Below are 25760 nucleotides of genomic sequence, written 5' to 3' on the forward strand. Positions count from 1 at the left end.
TGAAATACCGGCGTGGGCTCAACTGGCCGCCCGGATGCCGGCGTCTACCGCTGGATCCGCTGGAAAGACGGCCGTTCTTGACTGGGACGAGTTATCGACCCAGGTGTCGCACCACGCGAGAAACTGCGAAAACGAGGATGTCCACGAACGACGGGATGCAGTCTTGATGCAGCCTTCGATCAGCGGAGCAAGTTGGTCTGGGTTGCGGGCAACCGCCTCGATGGCCTGTGCCATCGACCTGACGACTTCGGGATCGGCCGCCGCATGGATCAGCACGCCATCTTCGCCGTCGATGATGAGTTCGTCGACGGCGCCAACCGCCGTGGCAATCGGAACGCATCCGAGCTGCTGCGCCTCGGCGATGGCAAGCGGCGCGCCTTCCCAACGGGACGGCATGACGAGCACATCCGCCCAGGACAGTGCCTTGATGAGTTCCTTGCTGGCGAAGGCCGGTGGACGGACGTCGACGGAGAGATCCTTCAATCGTTCCGTCCATGAGACGCTCGAGTCGGCAAGAATCTCGCCGCCGACGGCACGCGCCTCGAATGGAACATTCCTCGCGCGAAGCTCGGACAGCGTCGCTGCCAGCCTGTCGATCCCCTTCTGCCGATCAAGCCGCCCCATGTAGAGTACATGCAAGCGCGCATCGTCGCGCGGCTGCCGTCGGGCGGCGATCACGTCTGCCTGGACTTTCGGTGGCACCGTAAAGCCCGCGCTGTTGGAGACGGCAAAGACCTTTGCGTGCGGCACGCCAAAACTGTGCAGGTAGGTCTTCAACTGCTCGGAGCAGGTCAGGAACGCGTCGTAGCAATGTTCGTGGGCTATCGCGGCAAAAGGCTGGCCCGCCGGGCGCTTGAACGCAGTGTTGTCGACGACGTGAAGATAGCATGCCGTGCGCGTTCCCTCGGAACGCAGCCGGGCGATGAGGGGATGGACGGCCATGACATGGTTGTTGATCACCAGATCGAAACCAGACAGCTGGCCCTTCAACGCCTGCCAATCGACGCCATGCCCGTCAGCGATGAAATCCTGTCCGAGGAATGAGCCCGACCCGCCCCATGCAGGAACGCCGGCATCCCAGAAGTGAATGTGATCAAAGCTCGCATCGAATTCGTCGATGACATCCATCTTGGCGCTGCCGAGCACGAACAGATGTGTTTCGAAACCGGTTCGCTTCAGCTCGCGCGCGACAGCATAAATGACCTTTTCGGCTCCCCCGAAAGAGGCATTCGGCACCAGCAGAGCCGCGGTGCGCTTGCCGGAGCTGTGACCGAGCGGCAGGATCGGCGAACCACCGACTTCCCTTCGCAGCTCCTTGTATAGCTCGCCATAGGGCACCAGCCGCGACGGCCGCCACGTCCACCGTTTGCCCGCCGTATGGCGCAAGGGGCTGGAAGCGATGGCATTGATGCAATTGATCATCATCTGCTGCGGGGTGATCAGCGAGCGGCGCGACAGGCTCTTGGGGAATGGAAAGCGAACTTTCAGCAGCGTCACCGTCGGCCAGACCTGCTGGTTGCCGATCGATGCGAACCACTCCAGCGCGTTGTTCTGGATCACGTCTCTGACCAGCGGCGTCGGAAGGAAAACAAGATCCGCCGGCCCGACATTCTGCGAACCTGCCGGTAGCGCAACTGCCTCGATCCCGCGCTTCACGCCGTCATTTGCAAGCTGCACGAACAACGCGTTGGTATTTTCGCTCAACCGCTCCAGGTGGGCGAGAATGTTTGGAAGCATGCGCGAGCGCAATAAGAGATCGAAAGCCGAACCACTGCCCGCCACGAGAAAGGGCGGGAAGTGTGCATTGTCGGGTTCGCCGACATTTGCCCAGAACGCCGGGATGATATCGTCCAGCCGAAGCACGGTTGGTGCCTTGGTCGGATCGGTAAACAGCGAGATCGACGCATTTTCGGTGCGGGCGAAGAGATAGCGCGGCGCTTCCTCATGCTCGAAATCGACGAGCATCGGCCGGCGATACAGAGCCTTGTGGCGTTTTCTGAGGTAACTGACCGAAGTAGCGCGTTCCCGGTTGGCTTCCTTGAAACGGCTTTCGGCGCGCAACCGATACTCAAAGACCGTGTCGTGGCATGGCACCCCGACGAAGCCGTTCTCGATGCAGGACAACCAGAATTCCCAGTCTTCAAATCCGTTCTGCCGGTCGTCGCTGAAGCGCACGCCGGCGCGGAAAACGTCGATGGAAATCAGCGACCCCGTGTCGCAAATGTTGTCCGTGATGCAATGCGCCAGCCGCGAATACTGATTGCCGTAATGCGCGCGCCAGGATACCGAGAACGTATCGATGTTGGTATAGACCCAGCCACAAGCACTGCTGCCGAGCTTTTCATAGAGGGTCTCGATGGTGCGAGGCAGGACGCGATTGTCGGCATCGAGGAAATACACCGCCCGCGCCTCGGGCAGATGCTCGAGAATGAAGTCGATGGCGCGGTTGCGGGCACCACCCGGCCCCGCGTTGCGGCCGAATATCACGTGAATGAACGGATGGACCGCAGCATAGAGCAACAGCTGGTCGAACGTTTCGTGGCACGGGTCGCCATCGACCGAAACCACGATCGCAAGCCTGGAGGTGTTCAGATCGGACGCAAGAGCGGATTCGATGGCTTCCAGGACAAGCGCCGCATGACCGTAAAGCGGCATCGCGATGGCGATGAGATCGGCCTCTGGATTACCTGGCATTCAGGGCCTCCGTCGACTGCTTTACCAGTCGGAAGCTCGACAACTTGAGCCAGCAAAAATCGACGGTCTCATCCACGGCCCGGCTGAGGATGATCAGATCCATTGGAACGCGGATCGCTTCGTCCATCTGCATGCTGATGCTGATGGATTGCTGGCCACCGACTTCGCGCCAGCCGCTGAACAGGGTCGAAGGTTTCACCGAACCCTTGCGTGCGAGCTCGGCGACTTCCGCGCGCGCGTTCGAACTGGCGGGGCTCAAGAGAAAACTGACGGCTGCCGGCGCGCCCTTGGGATGATCGATAATGGCGCTTGCCGACAACGAGACGGTGCCAGGCTCGATGGCGCGGTTGATCGCCCCGGCTGAGATACCGGTCGGCAGCGGGTGGCAGACGATCGCATGTTCGTGTTCGAGGAACCGGATCGTCTGGAAATCCGGGACGATCTGGGTCACCGAAACGTCAGTGATCTGGCTGAGCTTCTCGATCCCCAGCCTGTAATCGACGGTAAATTGTCCTTCCAGCAAACTGGTGGGAGCGATCATGTTCGCGGTGCTGGCGGGCTTGACCCCGGGCAGCCCCGTAAACACCCGGAACGCAAGCGGGCGCAGGTCAAGGTCAGGATGCGGATGTTCCGATCGCGCCGAGTAGCGCTCGCTGGCGATGTGGTGCCCGAGCGAAAGGCCAAGCGCGTCGGAGCCGCTTGCAGATACGCGCAGGCGAAGTGTCCTTGCCGCGCCGCCGCACGCACGCGGCAGAGAAAAGAAGTTCCAGCCGGAAACCAGGCCGACATAGGGAACATTCCATTCCGCCACGCCTTCGCCACTTTCCAGGTAGTTCAAAGTGACGATGAGCTCTCCACTGCCCTTCGGCAATGAGTGCAGGTGAAGCGCGAAGCCGGCGACCCCGAGGCTCGAGACGGGCAGGAGCTGCTCGATGAACGCGCTGCTCAACAGCTGCCCTACACCCTCGTCCTTCGGATCGGCAAAGGGATCATGGGCAAAGACTTCGGCAACCGGCTCCCAGTTTCGCGCATGGAAGGCGTCTTCCAGAAGGCGATAGTTTTCGAACAGTTCTTCGCGCTCACGCCTCAGCATGGCGAGTTCCGACGTGATCGAAGCCGAATATCGGGCGAGCCGGCCTACTCCGTCTTCGGCAAGCGCACGCAGGAGCGCCGAGCTCTCCGCCACATTGACCGGGTCAAGACGCAGGACCGCCAGCTCCGGGAGCGTTCGCAAGGCAGACAGTCGCGCCAGCCCCTTCTTCAGGTCCACCTCTGCCTTGTCGGAAAAGGCGACCGCGGCGATCGGAAACGTATCCTTCAACGTGTCGAAGGAACCACCGTCGGCTTCCACATAGTCCACCAGATGGGCAACATTGCTGCCCTGCAAGATCGCCCGATCGCGATCCGATGCCAGAAGCAGCTTTTTCAAACCGAGCCGAGGCCCCATGGCGGAGTGTCTTACTTCTTGCACGTAACGCCCTCAGAAGAAACGATAACGCATATCGATGGAGTTTCTGAACCGACGACAGCTATACTGTCGATCGCCATTCATCACGCTGATTACGTAGCAGTGAATTTCGCAGTGCACAACGGCAAAATACATAGCACGCCCAACAATAAACATAACAAATACTTCAATATTTGAAGTATATTGAAATGCTACTGTCACATTGCTGCGGGACGCCCCGTCATCGTTGTCATGAGGTCTCGCTGACGCAGCAGGCAATCCTCGAGCCGGAAGCGCCGCTCGACAGTCCTTCGCGCTGCCGCCCGCATGCCGACGGACGCCTGCGGATTGCTGACGGCGCCGAGGATTGCTTCACTGAGCGCGTCGGCGTCGAAGAACGGCACAAGGATACCGTTGTGACCCGAGCGAATGACTTCGCGAACCGGAGGCGTGTCGGATCCGATAACCAAGGCGCCGCATGCCATGGCCTCGAGCACGGACCAGGAAAGCACGAACGGATAGGTCATGTAGACATGCGCAGCGGAGACCTGAAAAAGCTGGCGAAGGATGTGGTGCGGGACAACGCCTGGAAAGATGATGTTGTCAGGCGACACGTCAAGCGAGGCGAGCAGGTGCGATTTCCATGAACCACCGCCAGGAGGCGGCGGCCCGTAGCTGGTTCCGTCACCTCCGACGAAGACGAAAACCGTGTCAGGGCGCTTCTTCACGACCTGTGCGGCGGCCTGCAGTGCCTGGGGAAAACCACGATAGGGCTCAAGATCGCGGGCGACAAAGGTGACCACCGGCGGATCATTGGCCTTCAGCACGCGACCGTCCGGAAGCCGCACCGACGCCGAAGCGTTGGGGCGGAACAGCGCGGTATCGATACCTTCGTGGCAAACGGCAATGCGCTCGCGCGTATCGGCGGGATAAAGGCTCTTTTGCCATTCGGTGGGGCTGATGCCGCCATCCATGGCTTCCAGTGACAGCAATTGCGCGACGTTGCGCAGTCGCAATCTCTTGCGCTCTTCGAGGTCGGGTTGATCGTCGGGCGCAAAGCCGATATCGGCCCCCTGCGACCGATAGAAAAACTCGCAGTAGCCAAGGGCCGGAACGCGAGGAAGGGCATCCTTGACGAACATCATGCTGCCCCAGCCGATGTGGCCGACGACGATGTCCGGCGTCATGTCCTGTCGCGTCATCGCATCGAGCGTTTCGGCAACGCGATGTCCGATCCGGGCATGGTGATCCGGCACCGCCATGTGCCGAGCGATGGCCGCGGACATGCGCGGCCCGGGCTCGGCCCGGTGCCGAATGACGCGCACGGACGGAATCTTCTGATCCACGGTTTCGGTGATCAGGCTGACGCTGTTGCCGGACCGCACCAGGTCAGCCGCCAACGCGGCGAACTGGCCGAAGCCGCGCCGATGAACAAATGCCACATGCATGCTATCTAATCCGCTACCTGAATGACGTCCACATTGGGTTCTGCCCGGTCACATGTCGTAACGTGACGCGCTGCCCCAGACGAGTTCGAGTTGATGCAGGGTCTGAAAGGCGGTCTCCAGGTTCTGGCGATCCTGATGGCCGCGATTGAGCGCCCGCTCGTAGGCCATCGCCGCGTCGCGCAAGTTCGCCCTCAGCAGCCGGCCCTTTTCCGTAAGCTTGATGCGCGCCGAACGCTTGTCGCGCTGGGAGGCAACCCGATCGATATAGTCGCCATCTGCAAGTTGCTTCAGATAGTACGACACGTTCGAGCCGACATAGTGCCCGCGATCGAGCAGCTCGGCCACCGACAGCTCGGCATCTCCGATTGCCAGCAAGACCATGGCCTGAGCCGGACCGATGTCGTCGACACGCAGCTTGGTCAGCTCGGCGCGCACCAAACCGGAAAACCGCCTGCTCACCCTCTCCATCAGGCGCGCAAGCTCGAAATAGGTCAGCTGTCGGCAATCGTTCGCGGCTTCGGCTTGATCGTGGGCTCCTACCGCCTTCGACGTCTGCTCCTCCTGCTGGAGCAACGACACATCTTTGATCCCCGTGGACGGATAGAGTACTCTTTCATTCATCCAACTCTCCATTTCGAAATTTACTTCAAATCTTGAAGTAAATCAGACTACAACATCCCCTCCCCTCTACCTTGAACTTGCATTACCTCTTGCTTTTGTGCCACACATAGCGAAGCAATACTACGCTTCACCCTATTTTAAAGCCAGACGTCCTCCACGGATGGCTTTAACGTCAACCTCAGGCTACTGCCCATGCGTGATACTGTTCGGAACGAGACGATAAGCAACGCTCAAATTTTAGGGGTTCTGCGCCAGGATGAAATTATCAATCCAAGATTGCTAATATTGCAAGCCAAGCGTGTGTTTCTTTCCGTATCACTTTACGCCGCATTGCTCAGTGTCTGCATAAGCCTGCTTCAGCTCACGATACCGCTGTTCATGTTGCAGATTCATGACAGGGTTCTCAACAGCCAGAGCTTTGATACGCTCACCATGCTGACGCTGCTCGCGATCAGCGCATTGGTCGTCTATGGGGTCCTAGATCTTATCCGAGCCCTTGCTTTCCAAGCGATGGGCAGCGCCATCGTGCGAAGACTGAATGCTCCGGTTCTGGCATCGGCGGTGCAGGCATCGGTGAACCAGGGGCTTACTCGCGCCGCCCAATCCCTCCGCGACCTGTCGGAACTTCGCAGCTTCCTCACTTCATCGGCTGTGGTCGCGCCGCTCGACGCCGCTTGGTCCCCGATCTTTCTAGGGGCGCTGTTCCTGCTGCATCCGCTTTTCGGCCTGATCGGCGTCGTGTCCGTGGTGTTGCTCGTGTGCTGCGGACTGGTCAACGATTTGATGACGCGCCAGCTCACCAAAGAGGCCAACCAGGCGAATGTCGAAGCGGTCTCGAAGATCGCCGGCTCCCTTAGGCACGCCGAAGCGATCGAGGCGATGGGTATGTTGCCGGCGCTCGCAAGGCGCTGGCGTGGCCTGCAAATCCACGCTTTGGGCGCTCTTGAGGCCGGAGGAACCAGGAGCAGGGCGATGGCGTCGCTGACGCGCAGCCTGCGCTATTCGATCCAAGTGATCACGCTCGCCGCCGGCGCCCTGCTGGTTCTCGACCAGGCCATCACCCCCGGCCCGATGATGGCTTCGAGCATCCTTGTCGGCCGTCTGCTCATCCCCTTCGACACGATCATTGAAAACTGGCGCCAATGGGTGCTTGCCATTGCCGGCTGGCGCCGGCTCGAGGCGGCGATCGGCGAAGATCTGGCAATCCGCCAGACGACACCGACGCCCCATTCGGTCGGCGACGTGGGCGACATGATTGTGGATAAACTCGTTTACGCCGTCCCCGGCGTCGAGGTTCCGATCATCAAGGGCATTTCCTTCTCGCTTTCCCCCGGCGAAGTGCTGGGCGTGGTCGGCCCGTCGGCCGCCGGAAAATCGACGCTGGCCCGGCTGCTGGTCGGCATCTTGAAGCCGACCTCGGGTGGGGTCTTTCTCGATGGCCACAATACTTATCTTTGGGAGCGCGGGTCCTTTGGGGAATCGGTCGGATACCTCCCGCAATCGGTATCGCTGCTGGAGGGCACGATCCGGGAAAACATTGCCAGAATGGAAGATGGGGACCCCTACAAGGTCATCGAGGCCGCGCGGCTTGCAGAAGTGCACGAGATGATCGGCCGCCTGCCGCTCGGCTATGACACGCCCGTCGGCGATGGTCACCTGACGCTTTCCGGTGGACAAAGGCAGCGCATCGCGCTGGCGCGCTGCCTCTACAATCGCCCGCGCCTAGTCGTTCTCGATGAACCCAATGCCAACCTCGATTCGCTTGGCGAGCGCGCGCTGGTGCGTGCGATCCAGCGCATGCGCGACCAGGGTGCCATCGTCATCATGATCGCCCACCGGCCATCGATCATGCAGGTCGCCGACAAGCTTCTTGTCCTCGAAAATGGTCGTATCAGCCAGTTTGGGCCGCGAACGGATATCCTGACGACCGTGCCTGGGCCCGGCGAAACTCGGCGCGAGGTTGCTTCCGCATGACCGACAAACAGATGCTTCCGCTTCGTCCGCAGCCTTCAGAGCCCGTTGTCAGACCGCTGGCAAAAATCGCCCCTCAGGCGGCACCGACCCTGGCCGATATCGATGAGGCGCATTCCGAACGCGCGCTTCGCCGCCTGATGGTGGCGGGGCTTGCGACCATCATCGTATCCTTCGGTGGCTTCTTCACATGGGCGGTGTCGACGGAACTCAGCAGCGCGACCGTTGCCAACGGCAGCGTGATCGTCGACTCCAAGCGCAAGACGATCAGCCATTTCGAAGGAGGTGTCATGGGGCGCCTTCTGGTTCAGGAGGGCGAACAGGTGGCCGTGGGTCAGCCGCTCATCCTCTTGGAAGACACGCGGGCACGCTCCAACTTGAATGCCCTCACCAGCCGTCGCATCGGCCTCATTGCCAGGCTCGCCAGGCTCAAGGCGGAACAGGACGGCGCCGCCGCAATCGCCTTCCCAAAAAATTTCGGCGAAGCCGGCGAGATCGCCGTCGACGAAGCGATCAAGGCGGAGAATGTCTTCTTCGACAAGCGACACGAGGCCAAGGCCGGGCGCGTCGACGTTCAGACGAAAACGATCGAGGAATATGGCGAACAGACAAAATCGCTGCTCATCCAGCTCGAAGCGACCGACCGGCAGATCGCCCTCATCACCGAACAGCGCACCGCAATCGCCACGCTGGTCGAGAAGGGCTTCGTGCAGCGCGCGAAGCTCATCGAGGTCGATACGCGCCTGAGTGAGCTCGCCAGAGCGCGCGGCGAACTGGCCGGAGACAAGGCGCAGGCAGAAAAGGCAAGGGCTGGCGCCCAACTCGCGTTGATCGGCATCGAAAGCGAGTTTCAATCGACCATCGCGGGTGAGATAACCACGGCGCGCATCGACCTGACGGATGTCGAAGAACAGATCGTTGCGGCAAAGGATGTCTTGCGGCGCATGGAAATCCGCTCGCCCCAGGCAGGCGTGGTCAGCAACATCTGGCTGCGTACCCCCGGAAGTGCTGTCACGCCTGGCCAGCCCCTGATGGAAATCGTACCCGAAGACGAGCCGTTGGTCGTCGAGATGCGCGTCAACCCTCGTGACATCGACAGCATATCGGTGGGCTCTCCGACGCAGATCCGTCTGACCGCCTACAATCAGCGCTCGCGCATGCCCTTCAATGGCGCGGTGACCTACATTGCCGCGGACCAGACGGTCGATGAGAAGTCGGGTGCCTCCTATTTCACCGCTCGCGCCAAGATCGATGCGGCGTCTCTTGCTGCCGATCCCGATGTTCGCCTGTATCCGGGGGCGCCTGCCGAGGTGCTGATCGTGCACAAGGCACGCCGCGCCATCGACTACCTGGTGTCTCCTCTGACAGAAAGCTTCAATCGCGCCTTCAGGGAAGATTGATCCGGCGCCGGCAAGCGGGATACGTAGTAAATTACTACAAATATTGAACTAGTTTGCTACTAAACTACCCACTAAATCGCGGAAAACTATGCATAGTTTAATTTCTGTATTGATTTCCCACGAAACTTGGCAATAATGTCGCGAAGATTTCATGATTTAATCTGGAATCGATGTTGAAATATATTCGAGGCCGATGCACACTCCCGGCGCATCAACATCGACCTGGTCGGTGGACGTGCGATTTATCCACCAAGAGGAGAGGCAGATGGCCACACTAGAAGGCGGCGCATACGACGACGCGCTGTTCGGCTCTCGCTTCAACGATTTCATCCATGCTCGAGCGGGTGATGATTTCGTGAGCGGCGGCAACGGACATGACATCATTTTCGGTGACGAAGGTGACGACCAGCTTTTCGGCGGCAACGGCAACGATACGCTGTTTGGCGGCGAAGGCGACGACGTTCTCTATGGCGAGAACGGCAACGATACGCTGACCGGTGGATGGGGTGATGATCTCCTTTCCGGCGGCAATGGCAGCGACATTTTGCTCGGCGGTCAGGGTAACGACTTCCTGTCCGGCGGCAAAGGCAGCGACATGCTCTTCGGCGGTGGCGGCAATGACGTCATCGACGGCGGCGCTGGCGACGACCTCCTGGTTGGCGGTGCCGGCAGTGACGTCTTCGTATTCGACGGCGGCGGCGGCAACGACGTCATCCTCGACTTCACGCCCGGTGAAGATCTGCTGCAGATCTCGAAGGGCATCAATGGTCTCGATATCACCTCGCCTGACGACCTCGCTTCGCGGGTCACCCAGGTCGGCGGCAATGTCATCATCGACCTCGGCCACGGCGATTCACTGACCCTGGTCAACGTCGACGTCGACGACATTCACGCAAATCCCGAGAACTATTTCACGGTTCACTAAGCGTGGACTAGGCGTGCCCTGCATTCCTCCCGCAGGGCGCGCACTCCAAGAGGGATTGAATTTGCCGTTCAGCGATATCAAGCAGCCGAATACCGATCATCGGGACGCAAAGGCATTTCGTTTAGGATCGGACCTGGCTGTTCTCATCTGGGACCTGCCGCCGGGGCTGCCAATTCCAACGCGGCCGGTGCTGACGATGTCAAAGCCGCCGGTGCCGCTCGTGAGCGTAACTCTTTCGCTCGTTGACGGACATCAGCGAACGCTGTGGGCGATGCGGACAGCGAGAGCGCCGATGTCGGCTGTCATTGCCGTCGAAGGCAGCGACAGCGCAGTGCCGATCGGCATCGAACCGGCAAGCGGTCTGCCTCCACTCGACATGGAGCAGCTGTTCCTGGAACTCGCGCCGGAAGCGCGTATCAGATTTCTCAACGTCCTGCTGACGACGTGGCGAAGCGCATTCAAGGTCGCTAGCGACCCATATTTCTCACTTATCGTCGAAGACGCCCTCAACGCATTGGCGCCAACGCCTCGACCGGCGCGCATCACCTGCGAGCTGGGCCGCGGACGGTTCTTGATCGAAACGACCATCAATCCGGAGTTCGACGACAAGCTCGGGATCTATGTCGTGAGCGCTGCAAGCGTCAGCCAATTAAGGCCGAAGGCGATCATCCGTCGCGGCACACGCTCGGCCTGGCAGGCCTGCCACTTCATTGCCGAGATGCCAAGCCTCAGCCCACCCTTTCAGATTGTGCTGCTCAGCAAGAACGGCATCGCCATAAGACAGCTTTCCGAGCGCGAAGCGCAATGTCCAAGCCTTACGCGCTGGTGGGCAGACAATCGCGACGCGCTCGAACTGCGCGAATTGCTCGTTCAGCATCTCGCCGCCTGGCCGAACGGTGGACCGGCGACCGCAATCGACCTGCAGGTCCGGGCGCCCTTGAAAGAGCGTCACGTTCCGAGAGCGGCACAGCAGCCATCCGGACAGGTCGACCTGGCGCTCGCCCTTTCCGACAGCCTGCTGGTCGGCGGATGGTATCATGATCCGTCATCCATGCTCGCCGGCATCGACTATCTGCAGGCGGATGGCAAAGCGGTGCCGCTGGACGGCAATATCTACGAATTCCCCGGATGGGCGCAGACACAGGCCGACAAATCGAAGACGGACGTGACCGGCTTCGTTGCCCGTCTACCCCTCGATCAACCGCTCGGCCCGCTGCTTCAGCCGCGTTTTCAGATGCGGCTCGCCTCCGGGGCCGTGAAATCCCTCATCCCGCCGCCGCAACCCTTCGAACCCGTGCTGCAGCGAAACCAGATCCTGCGCGCGGTCCCGCCGCAACACGCCATCGACGATGCATTCCGCACGATACTTGCGCCGGCGCTGCGAGAAGTGGAGCAACGTCTGGGCAAGACGGTCGAGGTCAAGCGGACGAGAGACTATGGCCTGCCGCAGCATGCACCGCTCGTTTCCATCGTCATCCCGCTCTACAAGGTTCTCGATTTTCTCCGCTTTCAGCTGTCGGGCATGGCGACGGACCCCTGGCTCATGGAAAACGCGGAACTGGTCTTCGTTCTGGATTCCCCGGAAATTCAGGACGAGACCGAGCATCTGCTCGGCGGGCTGCATCTGTTGCACGGTTTGCCCATGCGGCTGGTGGTCATGAACCGGAACGGCGGCTACGCGCGGGCGTGCAATACCGGCGCGCGTATGGCGCGCGGCTCCGTTCTGGTCATGCTCAATTCCGATGTCGTGCCCTGCGAACCCGGCTGGGTGCAGACGCTGATAGATCCGATCATGAGCGGGGCGTTCGGCGCGGTCGGCCCCAGGCTGATCTTCGAAGACAGATCGCTGCAGCACGCGGGCCTCTATTTCGGCCGCGACCAGCGTGGGATCTGGCTGAACCACCACTTCTACAAGGGCATGCCCAGCGACTACATGCCGGCGCAGCAGGCGCGAACGGTTCCCGGTGTCACGGGCGCCTGCCTCGTCACCACGAGGGATCTCTACGAGAGCGTCGGCGGCTTCACCGAGGACTATATCATCGGTGATTATGAAGACAGCGACCTTTGCCTGAAGATCCGCCGGGCCGGCTTCGAGATCGGCTACGAGCCGTCGGCCTGCCTGTATCACTTCGAGCGCCAGTCGATCCGGCGCAGCCAGGACTACATGCGCGGGGTCGCCAGCCAATACAACTCCTGGCTCCACACCCAGCGCTGGGACGATGACATCGCCGCGCTGATGGCGCGCGACTATCGATCGCCGAGCAGCCCCAAGACCGCGTCTCCCGATGACCACGCAATTGAATGGACGAATGCATGATCGATGCCCTGCCCCGCGATGAAATCGGTGCACCACCGCCACTGGACGACGCACATCTTCGCTGGCTGACCGACAGCGTGTCGCGCAACCGGTTCCTTCCGCAGCCGGACGCGAACAGCATTTTTGTCGGCGACGGTGATTTCCGTGCGATCGGCGCGGAGTTTCTCGGACATTTCATCCGCATGGGCGGCTTGCGGGCCAATCATCGCGTTCTCGATATCGGCTGCGGCATCGGCCGCATGGCCGTGCCGCTCACCCAATATCTCGATGGCGACCGAGGCCGTTATGATGGCCTCGATCCCGTGGAGGGCGGCATCCGCTGGTGCCGGGCGACCGTGACGCCGACCTATCCGAACTTCACCTTCCAACGCCTCGACATCGCCCATGATCTCTACAACCCGACGGGGACGATCAAGGGCCGGGAACTGAAACTGCCATTTGCAGACGCGCAGTTCGATTTCATCATCATGACGTCGGTCGTCACGCACCTGCCGGCTGACGAGGTCATGGCCTATCTGGCGGAGATCGTCCGGGTCCTGGCACATGGCGGCCGTTTGTTCATGACAGCCTTCATCGTCGACGAGATCGCCAGGCGAAATGCCACGGGGCGGCGCGATCCGCGCCTTGCCTTCGAGCGCGCCGGCCAGGGGCCCTGCTGGTTCGTACCGGGTCAGCCGCCGTTGGCCGCCGTCGGCTTCGACGATGGTTTTCTCGACGGCGCGTTCAATCGCACCGGTCTCTCGCTCGCGCTCAAGTCCTTTGGCCATTGGCGCGAACCGGGCGGCACACACTATCAAGATGTGCTCGTGGGTGAGCGTCACCGGAGCCGCCCATGAGCGAGCGCATTCTCGTGGTGGCGCACAATCATCCGGCCCTTCATCCCGGCGGCACGGAAGTCTTTGCGCACGATCTCTTCCGCGCCTACCAGCGCGCAGGACACGAGGCGCTGTTCCTGGGCGCGGTCAACCAGGTCCATCGCGAGGCCAGACCGGGCACGAGTTTCCAGGCCATAGGGCCGACAGGCGACGAAATCCTGCTTTGGGCGGGGCATTTCGATCGCTTTTTCATGAGCCAGATCGACCTTTACGGTTTCGTGCCGGATCTGGTGGAACTGCTGCGCGAATTCCGGCCCGATGTGGTTCATCTCCACCATATTCTGCTCATGGGCGCCGAGTTTCCACATATCGTGCGCAGAGCGTTGCCGGCGTGCAAGATCGTCATGACCCTGCATGATTACTACCCGATTTGCCATCATGACGGTCTGATGGTGCGCACCGACAAGCGGGAGCTCTGCCACGGCTCTAGTCCGGACCGTTGTCACGCCTGCTTCAAGGACATCAAGCCCGACCGCTTCGCGCTCAGGGAACAACATCTCAAGGCGCTTCTGAGCACGATTGATCGTTTTGCTGCGCCGAGCGAGTTCCTGAAACGACGCTATGTCGACTGGGGAATTGCCGAAGACCGCATCTCCGTCATCGCCAACGGCCTACCGCCCCAGGCGTTTGAGGCCGGCAAGGACAAACCCAAGAGCGGACGCCCCGTCTTCGGCTATTTCGGCAATCTGAACCCTTGGAAAGGGATCAAGGTGCTGCTGGAGGCGGCGCGCCAGCTGATCGCCGATGGCGTCGACTTCGAGCTGCGCGTCCATGGCGGCGCACCGTTTCAGACCCAGGAATTCGTCGCCGACATCGACCGCCTGTTTTCCGAAACCGCACCCTTCGTCCAGCGGCGCGGCCCCTACCGCCGAGAAGATGTGGCAGCCCTCATCGGCGGCGTCGACTGCACCGTTGTCCCCTCCATCTGGTGGGAAAATGCGCCGCTGGTGATCCAGGAGGCGCAGGCGCAGGGACGCCCGGTGATCGCCAGCAATATCGGCGGAATGGCCGAACTGGTCAGGAACGGCGTCAATGGCCTGACCGTGGCACCCGACGATCCACGCCAGCTCGCAGCCGCCATGCGGCAGGTCATCGAAAAGCCGACGCTTCTGCGACAGCTTTCCGGCCGAGCCGTTCGCCCTGATGACATCGACACCACAGCCGGTCGTTACCTTGCTCTTTTCAATCTCCAGCAGGTTCAGGCCGCATAAAGAGGACCCATGGCCCAAGTCGCAGAAAAACTCGACACGCCGCCGCCCGAGAATGAAGGCGCCAAACCCATCAACGGTCGCGTCGATGCCATCGATGGGGGACGCCTGTTCGGCTGGGCGCACGATCCCGCCGCCCCCGGCCAACGCCTCAAAGTGCGCGTCCTCCTCGATGGCGCACCGGTCGCCGAAGCGATCGCCGACCGCAATCGCCCGGACCTCAAGCGAAACGGGATCGGTGACGGCCAGCACGCATTCGAAATCGCCCTGCCTGAGGCGGTGCAGAAGCGCAGCCGCGATCTCGTCGTCATGGCGTTTACGGGAGACGGAGCGGGGCAGCCCCTCCGCGTGCCGCAACCCGACGAACAGGCAGCCGAAGCGCTGATCGCAGCACCATTGACCAGGGTGCTTGACAAACTGGACGTGCTGATGGCTGCGCAGCGTCAGCTGCAGATTTCCCAACGTTCGCTGCAGCGCGTACCTCATATCGGTGCAGATGCGGCGGAAACCGACGGAGCGGCAGACCCGAGCGCCGGCATCGACGGCCTTCGTGCCGAGATGAGCCGACGGCTCGACGATCTGGACGTGCATCTGCTGCGAATGGATGGCGTCGTGGCGGGCATGGAGAAGACACTCTCCACACTTCAAAAACGGGCGGGCGGCGAGACCAGGCCGCTCGTGTTGCTTCTCTTCGTCCTCATGGGATTTGCAGCCGGAGCGCTGCTGGCATTGCTGGCAAGATGATGATGCGGCAGACGATGGCGAACGATGAAAGACCCGCTGGCACCAACGGCACCCGCGCCGCGGGGGCACCCTTGCGCTTCGGCAAGGGTCGGGCCGTTTCCGCTCGGATCGATCAGGAAACCATGCTCGTCCTTGGCAGCGGACGAGCCAGGGGCCACGCTGTTTCCGTCAGGGCCGATGGCGCAAAGCCCGCGCGAGACGGCGCTTCTGTTGCAAGCTGGCCCTTGTCTGCATCGTCGCCGTCGGCGACGCACGGTTTTGCGGCGCTCCTGACGCAACCGAAGCCCGATGTGCCCATCTCGCTGATCGACGTTGACGATGGGCGCATCAGCGAGCGCTTCATCGTTGCCCCCAGACCGATTTCGATCGAAGATGCCGCAACCCTTATTGCGCAGACCGCAGCAGGAGAAACGGCCGTCGTCGTCAGTCGCCTCGCCGATCAGCTCATGGCGCAGCCGGGCAACCGCAACAGGGTTTTCGCCGGACTTTCGCTGATCAAGGCACTGCAGCCGTCCGACGGCTTCATCGAACTGGTCGGAGAGACCCATGACGGCGTCATCGTCATCATGGGCTGGAGCCGCGCATTCGTTCCCGGCCGTTGCCAAGCCTATCTGCTAGCCGGCGCAACGACCGTCGCCGATTGTTTCGTCGCCAGTTTTGCCCGGCCGGATATACCGGAGGGCGAACTGGGCTTCGTCGCCGTTCTGGAAACGGGCGGGAGGGTGCGCGCCGACGCGCTCAAAGGCATCGTCTACAATGCCGGCGGAGGCTGGCACCTGACACCGGCGCATTCGCGCGTGCAGATCAGCGCGGCCCTGGACACTCCGGACCACATCCGGTCCGTGCTGCTCGAAGCCCGGGCAACGCCAGAGGCCATGCTGCGCCTGCGTTCGGCGGCAAACGGGTTCACCGGCAAGGACACAATATCGAGCCTTCCATACCCGGTTCGCCTGGACGTTGACCGGGTGTTCGAAACCGATGAAGGCGACATGCTGATTTCGGGCTGGCTGCTCGACCCGGAGCACCATGTTTCCTCCGTCAAACTGCGGCGGCCGGGCGCAGAGGCCAGGCTCGACGACATCTGGACGCGCCTGGATCGGCTCGACGTTTCGCAAAGCTTCGCCGATCAACCCGCATTCCGGGCATCGCTCGACAGCGACGATCAGGCCCACGGATTTGTCGCCCATGCGAGACTGCCTGGCGGCAATCTCGACGCTACACCCTATCTTGAACTGACCTTGAGAGAAGGTCGGCGCGCGTTTCTGCCCTTGACACCCAAGCGGATGCCGGCGCGACGGGCCGCAATCCAGCAATTGTCTTTGTTCGATGCCGCCAACTGGGCGCTGCCGGCGATCGTCGATCACCAGATCGTCCCGCTTCTCTCCAAGGCCGCCTGCGCCGCGCCGCGCATGGAAACGATCATCGACGTCGGGGTGTTCGACGAAAATGCCGGCGTTCCCATCATCGTCGGCTCCACCGTCGGAATGCCGGAAGTCGGCCCGCTCCTCGCATTGTTTGCGCTCGACCCGCAGACGCGCTGCGCTCCGCTCGTGATCGTTGTCAGCAAGCCGGCCTTCCAGAGGGATCTCGTCCGTCTTAGACAGCTGGCACGGTTTTATGGTCTCTCGGTCCGCCTGGTCTGCGCGGCCGCGGCACAAGATCGCTTCGATCTGCTGTCCGTCGGGGCGGAGGTGGTTTCATGCGACACGATCGTAACCATGGCGGGCTCACTCGTCCCTACCGGCAAAGGCTGGTACGACGCACTGACGGCAGTCGGAGAGGCCCACGTCGGAAGCGTGATTTCGCCGATGCTTGCCTATGACGATCACTCGGTGAAATGGGCAGGAAGCTGGCTCTCCGAGGACGGCGATCAACTGCTGCTCGATCGCTATGCCGGTTATCCGCTGATGGCGATTGCGGCACTGCAATTGACGCGGGTCGACGTCGCGTCGCTCGAATGCTGCATCATGCCGCGTGCGGTCCTGAACGACGCGATGCGCGATTGCGGCGTCTATCTCGGCTCAAAACAGAAGGCCTGCGAAATCGGGCTCCGGATCAACCGGGCAGGCACCGCTGCCTACTTGCTGCCATCGATCCAATTGCTCGGCTGCGACGAGCCGATGTCGGGAGAGCAGAACGGCAAGCTTGCCGCGCTCGCCGAGCGCATCGATGTCGAAATCCTCAAGTCGCGGTGGCGAAGTGCTCACCAGAACCAAAGATCGTTTGACAGGGTTTCCGCATGAGGGAGCAAAAGCTTCGCGTCCTGGTGATCTCGCATGCGCACCCCTCGTTTTCGCTTGGAGGGGCGGAGATCGCTTCGCACAACCTGCATCGCGGCCTGAACGCGATGGAAGGTGTCGAATCCGTGTATCTGGCGGCCGCCTCCCCGCCACTGCAACGACACGCCTCGTCGGCGCTGATGAGTGCGCGCCTGCCGCAGGAAGAGGTGTTGTTCCACACCGATGCCTATGATCATTTTCACCTCGCGAATGAGGACGTCGAGTCGATCGAGCGTGATCTCCTGCGCTTCGTGCGCGATGTGAAACCGGATGTCATTCATTTCCATCACGTTCTGGGTTTCGGTCTCGAGGCCCTCTATGCGGTGCGCTCCGCACTGCCAGACGCGGCAATCCTTCTCACCCTTCATGAATTCGTGCCGATCTGCCACAACCACGGCCAGATGGTAAAACGCCCGACTGGTCAGCTTTGCGAGCAAGCTTCGCCGACCGCCTGCAACAGCTGTTTTCCGGATATTCCGGCATCAAGGTTCCTCCGGCGTGAGGCGCTCGTGCGCGCCATGCTCCTCGATATGGTCGACGCGTTCGTTGCGCCGAGCGCCTTTCTCGCCAAGCGCTATGCGGAGTGGGGCATAGATCGCCAACGCATTCACGTCATCGAAAACGGGATTATGGGCGAGGAAGCGACACCCGTGCGCGAACTTGCGCGAAGCGACGCGCGACGCAACCGCTTCGCCTTCTTCGGCCAGATGACGCCGTTCAAGGGCGTCGACGTGCTGATCGATGCCATCGGCCGCGTACCGGATGAGATCTGGGGCGATGACGCCTACCTGATGATCTTCGGCGCCAATCTCGAGCGCCAACCGGTCGAATTCCAGGCGCGGATGAAGAAGCTGATCGAGCGAGCCGGTCGTCGGGTGCGCTTTTACGGCAGCTACCAAAATGCGGATCTGCCGAAGCTCATGCGCTCCGTCGATTGGGTGATCTTCCCATCGATCTGGTGGGAGAACTCACCCGTCGTCATCCAGGAAGCGCTGCTGCACCGCCGGCCGATCATCTGCTCCGACATTGGCGGCATGGCCGAGAAAGTTCGCGATGGCGCTGATGGCCTGCATTTTCGCGCCGGCAACGGCCAGCACCTCGCGGATCGGATCGTCGAGGTCCTGAACGACGACACGGTCTGGGACCGCTTGCGCAGCAGCATGCGCGGTCCCTTCAGCTCCAAGGATTGCGCACGGGAACACCTGGGCGTCTATCGCAGCCTGCTGCGCGAGAAAGACGGTGCCGCGCAACGCGAACATCGCATCGAGATGCGCGTCTCGTCACAGTTCCAATGACGGATTAAGCTTTTGGCACGCATATTGGTCATGATCCCCGCCGGTGAAGTCTACGCACATGACAGCGTTCGCTGGTATCAACATCAAGACATCCAGTCTCACATCAACCACTACCACAATATGGGCGATGCCTTCGTCTTCGACTCGTCGCTGAAACTGCTGCGGTTCGAAGAACTCGGTGTGCTCGAAATATCGGAATTCAGGCCACGCGACATCGCCCGGCTTCGCGAGGAATACGACTACGTGTTCCTGCGCGGATCAAATTACATTCACGACGCCATGAACTGGGAGGCGGCAGCAACGGTCCTGAAGGCGCTCGGCCTGCCTGTGATCGGCTTCGGCATCGGCGCGCAGGCGCCGGTGGATGGAAAAATCAGGCTCTCCGACGATACGCGCGCCGTTCTGCGTCTGATGTCGGAATCGACGGCATCAATCGGTGTGCGGGGCGCCTATTCGGCCGAGGTTCTGTGGGATCTCGGCATCCGCAACGTCCGGATCATCGGATGCCCGACCGCCTTCCGCCTGAACGATCCGGAATTGCGCATCACGCTGCCGCCGCTCGAACAGGTCCGCAAGGTCGGGGTCACCGTCAGGCGAGAAGTCTCCAATGCCTATGCCAAGGATATCGAACGCTATCTCGGCTTCCACCGCGAACTGGTGAAAACCGTGGCAGGGCGCTTCGAGACCGTGCTGTTGACGCAGGGCGAGGTCGAGGAAAAGAAGCTTGTCCTGGGAGACGAGGCCCAGCGCGAAGAAGCACTCGCCGCGCTCAAGGCCGACCATTGGACATCGTCTTGGTATCTCGATGAGGTGATGCTGCGCCTCTACCAGCAAAGGCTGTTCTATTCCGATGTGGTTGCCGATTACGAACGGCTGATCCGCGCCCAGGACCTGGTGCTCGGCTACCGCCTGCACGGCAATCTCATGGCGCTGGCGAATGGGGTTCCGTCGATCTACTGCACCTATGACAGCCGAACGGCCGAGTTCTGCGACACATTCAAGATCCCCAGTTTCGACATCTTCGGGCAGCAGGCGTTCTGCCTCGAGGACTATTGGGACCAGGCCCTCTTCGATAGGTACAACCGTGCCTGGTTCCACACCTACGGCGAAATGTACCGTTTCCTTACTGAAAATGGTGTCGAGCACAAGATGCACGACATCCTCAAATCCCCACCCGCAAAAATCTCCCGAGTTGCTTGAAGCGAAAAGGTGCTGACATGCAGAACAAAGTGCGCAAGGCGATCATCCCGGCCGCCGGATTCGGTACGCGAATGCTGCCGGCGACAAAAAGCGTTCCCAAGGAACTGCTGCCGATCGTTGATCGGCCGATCCTCGACTACATCGTCAGCGAGGCGTTTGCCGCAGGCATCGAACACGTCATCATCGTCACCGGCCGCATGAAGGGTGCGATCGAGGATTATTTCGATCACGCATTCGAGGTCGACGCAACGCTGCGGCGAGCCGGCAAGAACCCGCTTGCCGATCGGCTGGCGACGGCAACGCCTGATGTCGGCAGCATCTCATTCGTGCGTCAGCAACAGGCGCGTGGCCTTGGCCACGCCGTCTGGACGGCGCGCCACATCGTCGGCGACGAACCTTTCGCCGTGCTGCTGCCGGATATGCTGATGGTCGATCACGAACCCTGCCTCCAATCGATGACGACCCTTCACCAGCGACATGGCGGCAATGTCGTGGCGGTCGAACGGTGCTTGCCGGAAGAGGCTCACAAATTCGGCATCGTTTCCCTGAAGCAGACCATTGGGGGCGCACTGGTCGATGGCCTCGTGGAAAAACCGGCCCCGGGCACGGCGCCGAGCAACCTGTTTATCTCAGGGCGCTACATTCTGCAGCCGGAGATCTTCAACATCCTCGAAAACCAGGAGCCGGGTGCAGGCGGCGAGATCCAGTTGACCGACGCGATGATCACCCTGATGAAAGACCAGGAAATTCGCGCTTTCGAATTCGGCGGCCGCACGTTCGACTGCGGAAATCCGACCGGCTTCGTCGCGGCCAACCTGCACATGGCAATGGCGCGCGCCGACATTGCAGCAGGGATCTCCGGCGAGATGCATGCACTGATGACGCCCCTGCGCGCAATCGCCTGATGACGCTACGCCGCAAGGAGCGGCCGTGCCGCCAGGTTGCGCAATCTGTGTTCATGGCGGCGGCGTTTAAGGATAAAAACATGCAGCAGTTCAAAGGGCTACAGCGACCTTTTCGCGTCTAATAAGACGTGCGGCGCTGTAGAACATCAAAAGGCCCGCAGACATTCCTGTTTGCGGGCCTTGTTTGATTTGGCTGTCAATCTCTTCCGGATTTTCAACGATCACGAGACCGGAGAATCCTTGGCGCCCCGTTATCTGCCGACCACGATCAACTGTCTGGCCCCGCCGAATGGCGGGCCACAACGGTCAATTCACGGGTGCCGGAGGAAGCGTTTCGCGGATCTGATCGATCTTGCCGACGTCAGGCCCGACGCCAAGGATATCCTTGGCTTCGTCGAGCATATCATCGGTTACGACACCGTCTTTCGAGAAGCCGGCAAGCGCATCGCGCAGAGCCTCGTCGCTGAGGGCTGGGTCGCTTGGGATGGCGTCCACGCCGTTCTCAGCCTCAAACTCTGCATAGGCGATGGCGTAGGCGGAAACCGCGGCCATACGGGGATCGTTCGAGTTGAGATAAGCGTGATAGTTGCGGTTCAGCGAGCGCAGTCCCGGCGTGCCGACGCCAGCTTCAATTGGCTCCACCTTGGTCAACTTGTCGGCCTTCGCAGCTTTTTTCGCGGTGTCCGGGCCTTTCTTGCCACGTGTGAACAATGATTTCCACGTCGGCGTGTCGCTGGCGCTGGCCTTGCCCGACCGGGTGTCCTTGCTTGCACGCGCGGTTCCCGATTTTCCATGGCTGGAACCTGAGCCCCCGCCATGGTTGCCGCCATTTCCATTTCCATTTCCATTACCGCCGCCGCCGCCGCCGCCACCGGAATTGCCATGGCCTTCCTTGGCCAGGGCTGTGCCCGCCGCACCGACCATCCCGCCTACCGCGGGGGCTACGACCAGACTCAGCGCCAAGGCGCCACGAGCGATTGCTTTCGCGAAAACCATAAGAAACTCCTCTTCGAATAGCCGCGGCACCGACTTCGATGAAGGCCGCGTTTGTAGAGAAGCGTAACTTATCTTGGGCAAAAGGGAGCGACTATGCCCCCCGGACCATTGCGGCGGCCTATAGGACCTTGGTCCTGTCCGGCAGACAGCCTAAGGTCCGATAAGGATTGAGAACCGTGCCACGGCATTGACCAGCCTGCCCAAGCGTTTAGGTTAACGTGGGTTTGTTGTACCACAGCGACGCTGGCGACCAGCAGTCGATACCGGGAAATTTCGTGCGCGCCACCCAACTCATCAAAAATTGGAACGCCCGCTCACTGGCATCGCAGTTCCTGCTGATCGGCGGCCTTGTTGCAGCGGCTGCAATGGTGCTGGTTGGGGCGTTTGTTTCACGCCTTATCGAGGAGGCCGTCACTCGCAACTCCGCCGCAACCACGGCTCTCTATGTGGACAGTGTGATAGCACCGTTGTTGCCCGATATGCAGACGACCCAGATACTCGACGGCGGTGTCGCGCGCGCTCTCGACGAAACCCTTGGTCAGGGCGCCTTGGGAGACCGTCTCGTGTCCTTCCGCCTTTGGCGGGCAGACGGCACGGTTCTCTATTCAAGCGACGAAGCCCAGATTGGAAAACGGCTGGAGCTCAGCGACGAGCTGCGAACGGCATTCTCCGGCAGGATGGTGGCGCTCTTCGATCAATCAGGGGAGCAGTCAGACAAACGCCCCGCCGACATGCCGATCCTTGAGATCTACAATCCGGTGCTGCAACCGTGGTCGGGAGAGGTCGTCGCCGTTTCTGAATTTCATGAGGTCTCCTATGATTTCCAACACGGCTTGAACCAAGCGCGCTTCTATACCTGGTTAGCGGTCGCAGCCTTCACGCTTGCTTTTTTCGTGGTTCTCTCTGCGATCGTGCTGCGAGGCAGCCGGACCATTGAAACGCAGCGCCATGCGCTCAAGGATCGGATCGCCCAGCTTTCAGCACTGCTCGCGCAGAACGAAGCTCTACGTGGGCGGCTCCAGCGGGCCTCGCAGCGCACGGCGGCGCTCAACGAAAGTCATCTGCGCCGCATCGGCGCTGATCTGCACGACGGGCCGGCGCAACTGCTGGCCTTCGCCTCCCTGCGGCTCGACAGCGATGCTTTGACGAACCCGAAAACACCCGGAGCGACGCGCGAGCGCAGCATCGCCGAAATCAAGGAAAGCCTCGATGAAGCAATGCAGGAGATCCGGACGATCTGCAGCGGTCTTGTTCTGCCGCAGATAGAAACAGCGACCCTGCCCGAGATCTTGAAGCGGGTCGTTCACGCCCATCAGCAGCGAACGGAAACGACCGTGGAACTGTCGGTTTTCGACCCGCCTGATCACCTCGCTCTGTCCGCCAAAATCTGCATCTACCGTTTCGTGCAGGAAGCGCTCAACAACGCGTACCGCCATGGCGGCGGCGTCGGCCAGCGTGTCTCGCAATCGACGGTGGGTGAGCAGGTGACGGTCGAGGTCGGGGACAATGGGCCTGGCTTCGACCCGGATCGCGTCGAGCCAACGGGCCTTGGCCTTGAGGGATTAAGGGAACGCATCGAAAGCTTGGGTGGAGCCTTCGAGATTAAAGTCTCAACATCTGGCACCGTTGTTCGTATGACAATCAGCACCGAGGAGACAAAAGCGGTATGAAGACAGCGATACGCATAGCCGTGGTCGATGACCATCCCTTGTTTCGAGAGGGCGTAACAAGAAGCCTGCTGGAGATCGGCGGCTTCGAAATCGTTGCCGAGGGGAGTTCCAGGGATGATGCCCTGCTTATTGCCGAGAATCTGCGTCCCGATGTCATGCTGCTGGACATATCCATGCCGGGGGGCGGCTTGAACGCAATCCCACCTATCCTCGAGTTATCGCCGTCGCAAAAAATCATCATGCTGACCGTTTCCGAAACGAGCGACGATGTCACTGCAGCCCTCGAACGAGGGGCGCTGGGATATGTGCTGAAGGGCGTAGGTGGCCGAGCCCTGGCGGAAATCATACGCAACGTCGCCACGGGCGAGAGCTATGTCACTCCGGCGCTCTCGGCCAAACTTCTCTCCAATCGGACGCGCGGTCCATCAAACCTGTCGGCCCTAGTCGCCAGCCTGACCGCGCGTGAACATGAAGTGCTGCAGTTGGTGGCCGCAGGCATGAGCAACAAGCACGTCGCCCGGAAACTCGAACTTCAGGAAAAGACAGTAAAGCACCATATGACGCAGATCATGGCCAAGCTCAGTGTCACCAACCGAACCGAGGCTGCCATGGTGCTGCGCGACGCGGCCGATTGGCGTCCCCTCACTGAATGAGGGACTGAATTCGTTTCAAGTCCGCCAGGGTCGCCTTTCGGTTGATGATCGTGCGCCCCCGCGCATCCTTCATTATGTAGCGGCCGTTATTGATCTCCTCGCTCATACCATCGGCATGGCGCACGCCGACCCTGGAAGCACCGCCGCCGGCACCCTTCGAATTGCCACGGGCGTTGCCGCCGCTCGAGTTGCCTTTTCCAGACCTGCCCCCTCCGTTTCCTCCGCCGTTACCACCGCCATTTCCTCCACCACTTCCTCCGCCATTTCCTCCACCGTTACTACCGCCGCCGCCGCCGCCCCCACCATTGCCGTTATTCTCCCCGCTCTTGGCAAAAGCGGCCTGGGGAACAAGTTCCAGCAACGAGCCGGCAGGGCCGAGGGTATATGGAAGGGCTGTGGCGAACAGACAAACGGCTCCCGAACTGACTGCGGTAAGAAACTTCCGACGCGTAGGCATGACATCTCCTAAGTACAGAACTTTGCCCGGGCTTCGACAGGTTGTCGAGATTGGGCATGCTCTGCCAGACCGCAATCCGGCGGTCGATAGCATGAGTTCAACCGAGACAACCGCCTCGACAAACCCCTGTAAATGAAAGCCCTGATCGCTGAAACGCGTTGGGCCAGGGCGCCGCGAACGACCCGTGGCAGGCTTTCAGTGCGGACCTTCGGCTTTGCCGGCACGGTCCACCTTCTCAATACAGGACATGAGCCGCATTTCAATATCGCGACACAGAACTTCAAACTCCCGGATCGCATCCTGCCGCGGATGCGTTTCTAGCTGTAGCCTGTGCAGTTCCGTGACCGCCAGGTTGTAGGCTTGGCAAAGGTCAAGAAGAGACTCCAGAACATGTGTCCTGGGCGCCAGTTCTTGCCCGAGCGTCGGAGAAAGAAGTCGGCTCAGAGAGTTCTTGATCCTCATTTTCGTGACACCAGCCCAACATGCTGTCAGCGTGCGGAACAAGCGGGCCTGTGTCAAAGCGGACTGAAGTCGGATCAGGAGTAGGACCAAAGTCCGCCGGACGCGCTTTCTCGACAGCGGAAGAACGGGTTTTCCCCGCGGCCGTCTTGAATTTGCACGCCGAGCGCGAATATTCAGGCGGCAGTTATGCCGT

Annotated in this window: 20 protein-coding genes; 13 read left to right on the forward strand and 7 right to left on the reverse strand. The window is 61.0% G+C overall.

Annotation, left to right across the window (positions count from 1 at the left end; translation table 11 throughout):
* Positions 1-18: 18 nt before the first annotated feature.
* The 4 genes from J3R84_RS33750 to J3R84_RS33765 form a co-directional block, all read right to left on the reverse strand.
* Positions 19-2694: a glycosyltransferase gene (locus J3R84_RS33750; RefSeq protein WP_203529662.1), complete on the reverse strand. Its 2676-nt coding sequence runs from the start codon at positions 2692-2694 to the stop codon at positions 19-21.
* Entirely contained in the window at positions 2684-4141 is a 1458-nt protein-coding gene (locus tag J3R84_RS33755) for a DUF6212 domain-containing protein (RefSeq protein ID WP_203529673.1), read from the reverse strand. Before J3R84_RS33755 ends, J3R84_RS33750 begins: the two co-directional genes overlap by 11 nt.
* 218 nt (positions 4142-4359) lie before the next feature.
* A complete protein-coding gene (locus J3R84_RS33760; RefSeq protein ID WP_057221336.1) occupies positions 4360-5589 on the reverse strand; it encodes a glycosyltransferase family 4 protein in 1230 nt (409 codons plus the stop codon).
* Positions 5590-5637: 48 nt separating this feature from the next.
* Positions 5638-6210 carry a MarR family transcriptional regulator gene (locus J3R84_RS33765; protein ID WP_057217263.1) on the reverse strand — a complete coding sequence of 191 codons (573 nt, stop codon included), beginning with the start codon at positions 6208-6210 and terminating at the stop codon, positions 5638-5640.
* A gap of 192 nt (positions 6211-6402) precedes the next feature.
* Between J3R84_RS33765 and J3R84_RS33770 the strand changes: the two genes are divergently transcribed.
* The 11 genes from J3R84_RS33770 (at position 6403) to J3R84_RS33820 (ending at position 21329) form a co-directional block, all read left to right on the forward strand.
* The gene (locus tag J3R84_RS33770; protein WP_057217265.1) at positions 6403-8184 is read left to right on the forward strand and encodes a type I secretion system permease/ATPase; all 1782 of its coding nucleotides are present in this window, start codon (positions 6403-6405) and stop codon (positions 8182-8184) included.
* Entirely contained in the window at positions 8181-9581 is a 1401-nt protein-coding gene (locus J3R84_RS33775; RefSeq protein WP_057217267.1) for an HlyD family type I secretion periplasmic adaptor subunit, read from the forward strand. The genes J3R84_RS33770 and J3R84_RS33775 overlap by 4 nt, the downstream gene beginning before the upstream one ends.
* A gap of 265 nt (positions 9582-9846) precedes the next feature.
* Entirely contained in the window at positions 9847-10506 is a 660-nt protein-coding gene (locus J3R84_RS33780; RefSeq protein WP_057217270.1) for a calcium-binding protein, read from the forward strand.
* A 292-nt stretch (positions 10507-10798) separates the two neighbouring features.
* Positions 10799-12823 (forward strand): glycosyltransferase family 2 protein, encoded by a 2025-nt coding sequence (locus J3R84_RS33785; RefSeq protein WP_225906501.1) that lies wholly within the window; start codon positions 10799-10801, stop codon positions 12821-12823.
* Positions 12820-13659, forward strand: a complete 840-nt coding sequence (locus J3R84_RS33790) for a class I SAM-dependent methyltransferase (RefSeq protein WP_057217272.1) — start codon at positions 12820-12822, stop codon at positions 13657-13659. The genes J3R84_RS33785 and J3R84_RS33790 overlap by 4 nt, the downstream gene beginning before the upstream one ends.
* The gene (locus J3R84_RS33795; protein WP_057221335.1) at positions 13656-14909 is read left to right on the forward strand and encodes a glycosyltransferase family 4 protein; all 1254 of its coding nucleotides are present in this window, start codon (positions 13656-13658) and stop codon (positions 14907-14909) included. The genes J3R84_RS33790 and J3R84_RS33795 overlap by 4 nt, the downstream gene beginning before the upstream one ends.
* A 9-nt stretch (positions 14910-14918) precedes the next feature.
* Positions 14919-15650, forward strand: coding sequence for a hypothetical protein (locus J3R84_RS33800; RefSeq protein WP_057208333.1), 732 nt, complete (start codon positions 14919-14921; stop codon positions 15648-15650).
* Positions 15651-15664: 14 nt separating this feature from the next.
* On the forward strand, positions 15665-17893 hold the full coding sequence (locus J3R84_RS33805; protein ID WP_146160939.1) for a hypothetical protein: 2229 nt from the start codon (positions 15665-15667) through the stop codon (positions 17891-17893).
* The gene (locus J3R84_RS33810) at positions 17890-19224 is read left to right on the forward strand and encodes a glycosyltransferase family 4 protein (protein ID WP_203529664.1); all 1335 of its coding nucleotides are present in this window, start codon (positions 17890-17892) and stop codon (positions 19222-19224) included. The genes J3R84_RS33805 and J3R84_RS33810 overlap by 4 nt, the downstream gene beginning before the upstream one ends.
* Positions 19225-19236: 12 nt before the next feature.
* Positions 19237-20424, forward strand: coding sequence for a polysaccharide pyruvyl transferase family protein (locus tag J3R84_RS33815; RefSeq protein ID WP_203529666.1), 1188 nt, complete (start codon positions 19237-19239; stop codon positions 20422-20424).
* 17 nt (positions 20425-20441) lie between these two features.
* Positions 20442-21329, forward strand: a complete 888-nt coding sequence (locus J3R84_RS33820) for a UTP--glucose-1-phosphate uridylyltransferase (protein ID WP_057208339.1) — start codon at positions 20442-20444, stop codon at positions 21327-21329.
* A gap of 306 nt (positions 21330-21635) precedes the next feature.
* Here J3R84_RS33820 and J3R84_RS33825 read toward each other — a convergent pair whose 3' ends face one another.
* Positions 21636-22325 (reverse strand): hypothetical protein, encoded by a 690-nt coding sequence (locus J3R84_RS33825; RefSeq protein WP_203529668.1) that lies wholly within the window; start codon positions 22323-22325, stop codon positions 21636-21638.
* Positions 22326-22600: 275 nt separating this feature from the next.
* On the opposite strand from J3R84_RS33825, the gene J3R84_RS33830 reads away from it, so the two are divergent.
* Together J3R84_RS33830 and J3R84_RS33835 are read left to right on the forward strand one after the other, a co-directional pair.
* Positions 22601-23995 (forward strand): sensor histidine kinase, encoded by a 1395-nt coding sequence (locus tag J3R84_RS33830; protein WP_225968657.1) that lies wholly within the window; start codon positions 22601-22603, stop codon positions 23993-23995.
* The gene (locus tag J3R84_RS33835) at positions 23992-24648 is read left to right on the forward strand and encodes a response regulator (protein ID WP_057208345.1); all 657 of its coding nucleotides are present in this window, start codon (positions 23992-23994) and stop codon (positions 24646-24648) included. Before J3R84_RS33830 ends, J3R84_RS33835 begins: the two co-directional genes overlap by 4 nt.
* Here the strand turns inward: J3R84_RS33835 and J3R84_RS33840 are convergent.
* Together J3R84_RS33840 and J3R84_RS33845 are read right to left on the reverse strand one after the other, a co-directional pair.
* On the reverse strand, positions 24638-25105 hold the full coding sequence (locus J3R84_RS33840) for a hypothetical protein (RefSeq protein WP_057217281.1): 468 nt from the start codon (positions 25103-25105) through the stop codon (positions 24638-24640). The two genes, J3R84_RS33835 and J3R84_RS33840, sit on opposite strands and share 11 nt — an antisense overlap.
* A gap of 195 nt (positions 25106-25300) precedes the next feature.
* Positions 25301-25567 carry a hypothetical protein gene (locus J3R84_RS33845; RefSeq protein ID WP_146160938.1) on the reverse strand — a complete coding sequence of 89 codons (267 nt, stop codon included), beginning with the start codon at positions 25565-25567 and terminating at the stop codon, positions 25301-25303.
* Positions 25568-25760 lie beyond the last annotated feature (193 nt).

Source organism: Ensifer canadensis, from assembly GCF_017488845.2.
In the GTDB taxonomy this organism is placed as follows: domain Bacteria; phylum Pseudomonadota; class Alphaproteobacteria; order Rhizobiales; family Rhizobiaceae; genus Ensifer; species Ensifer canadensis.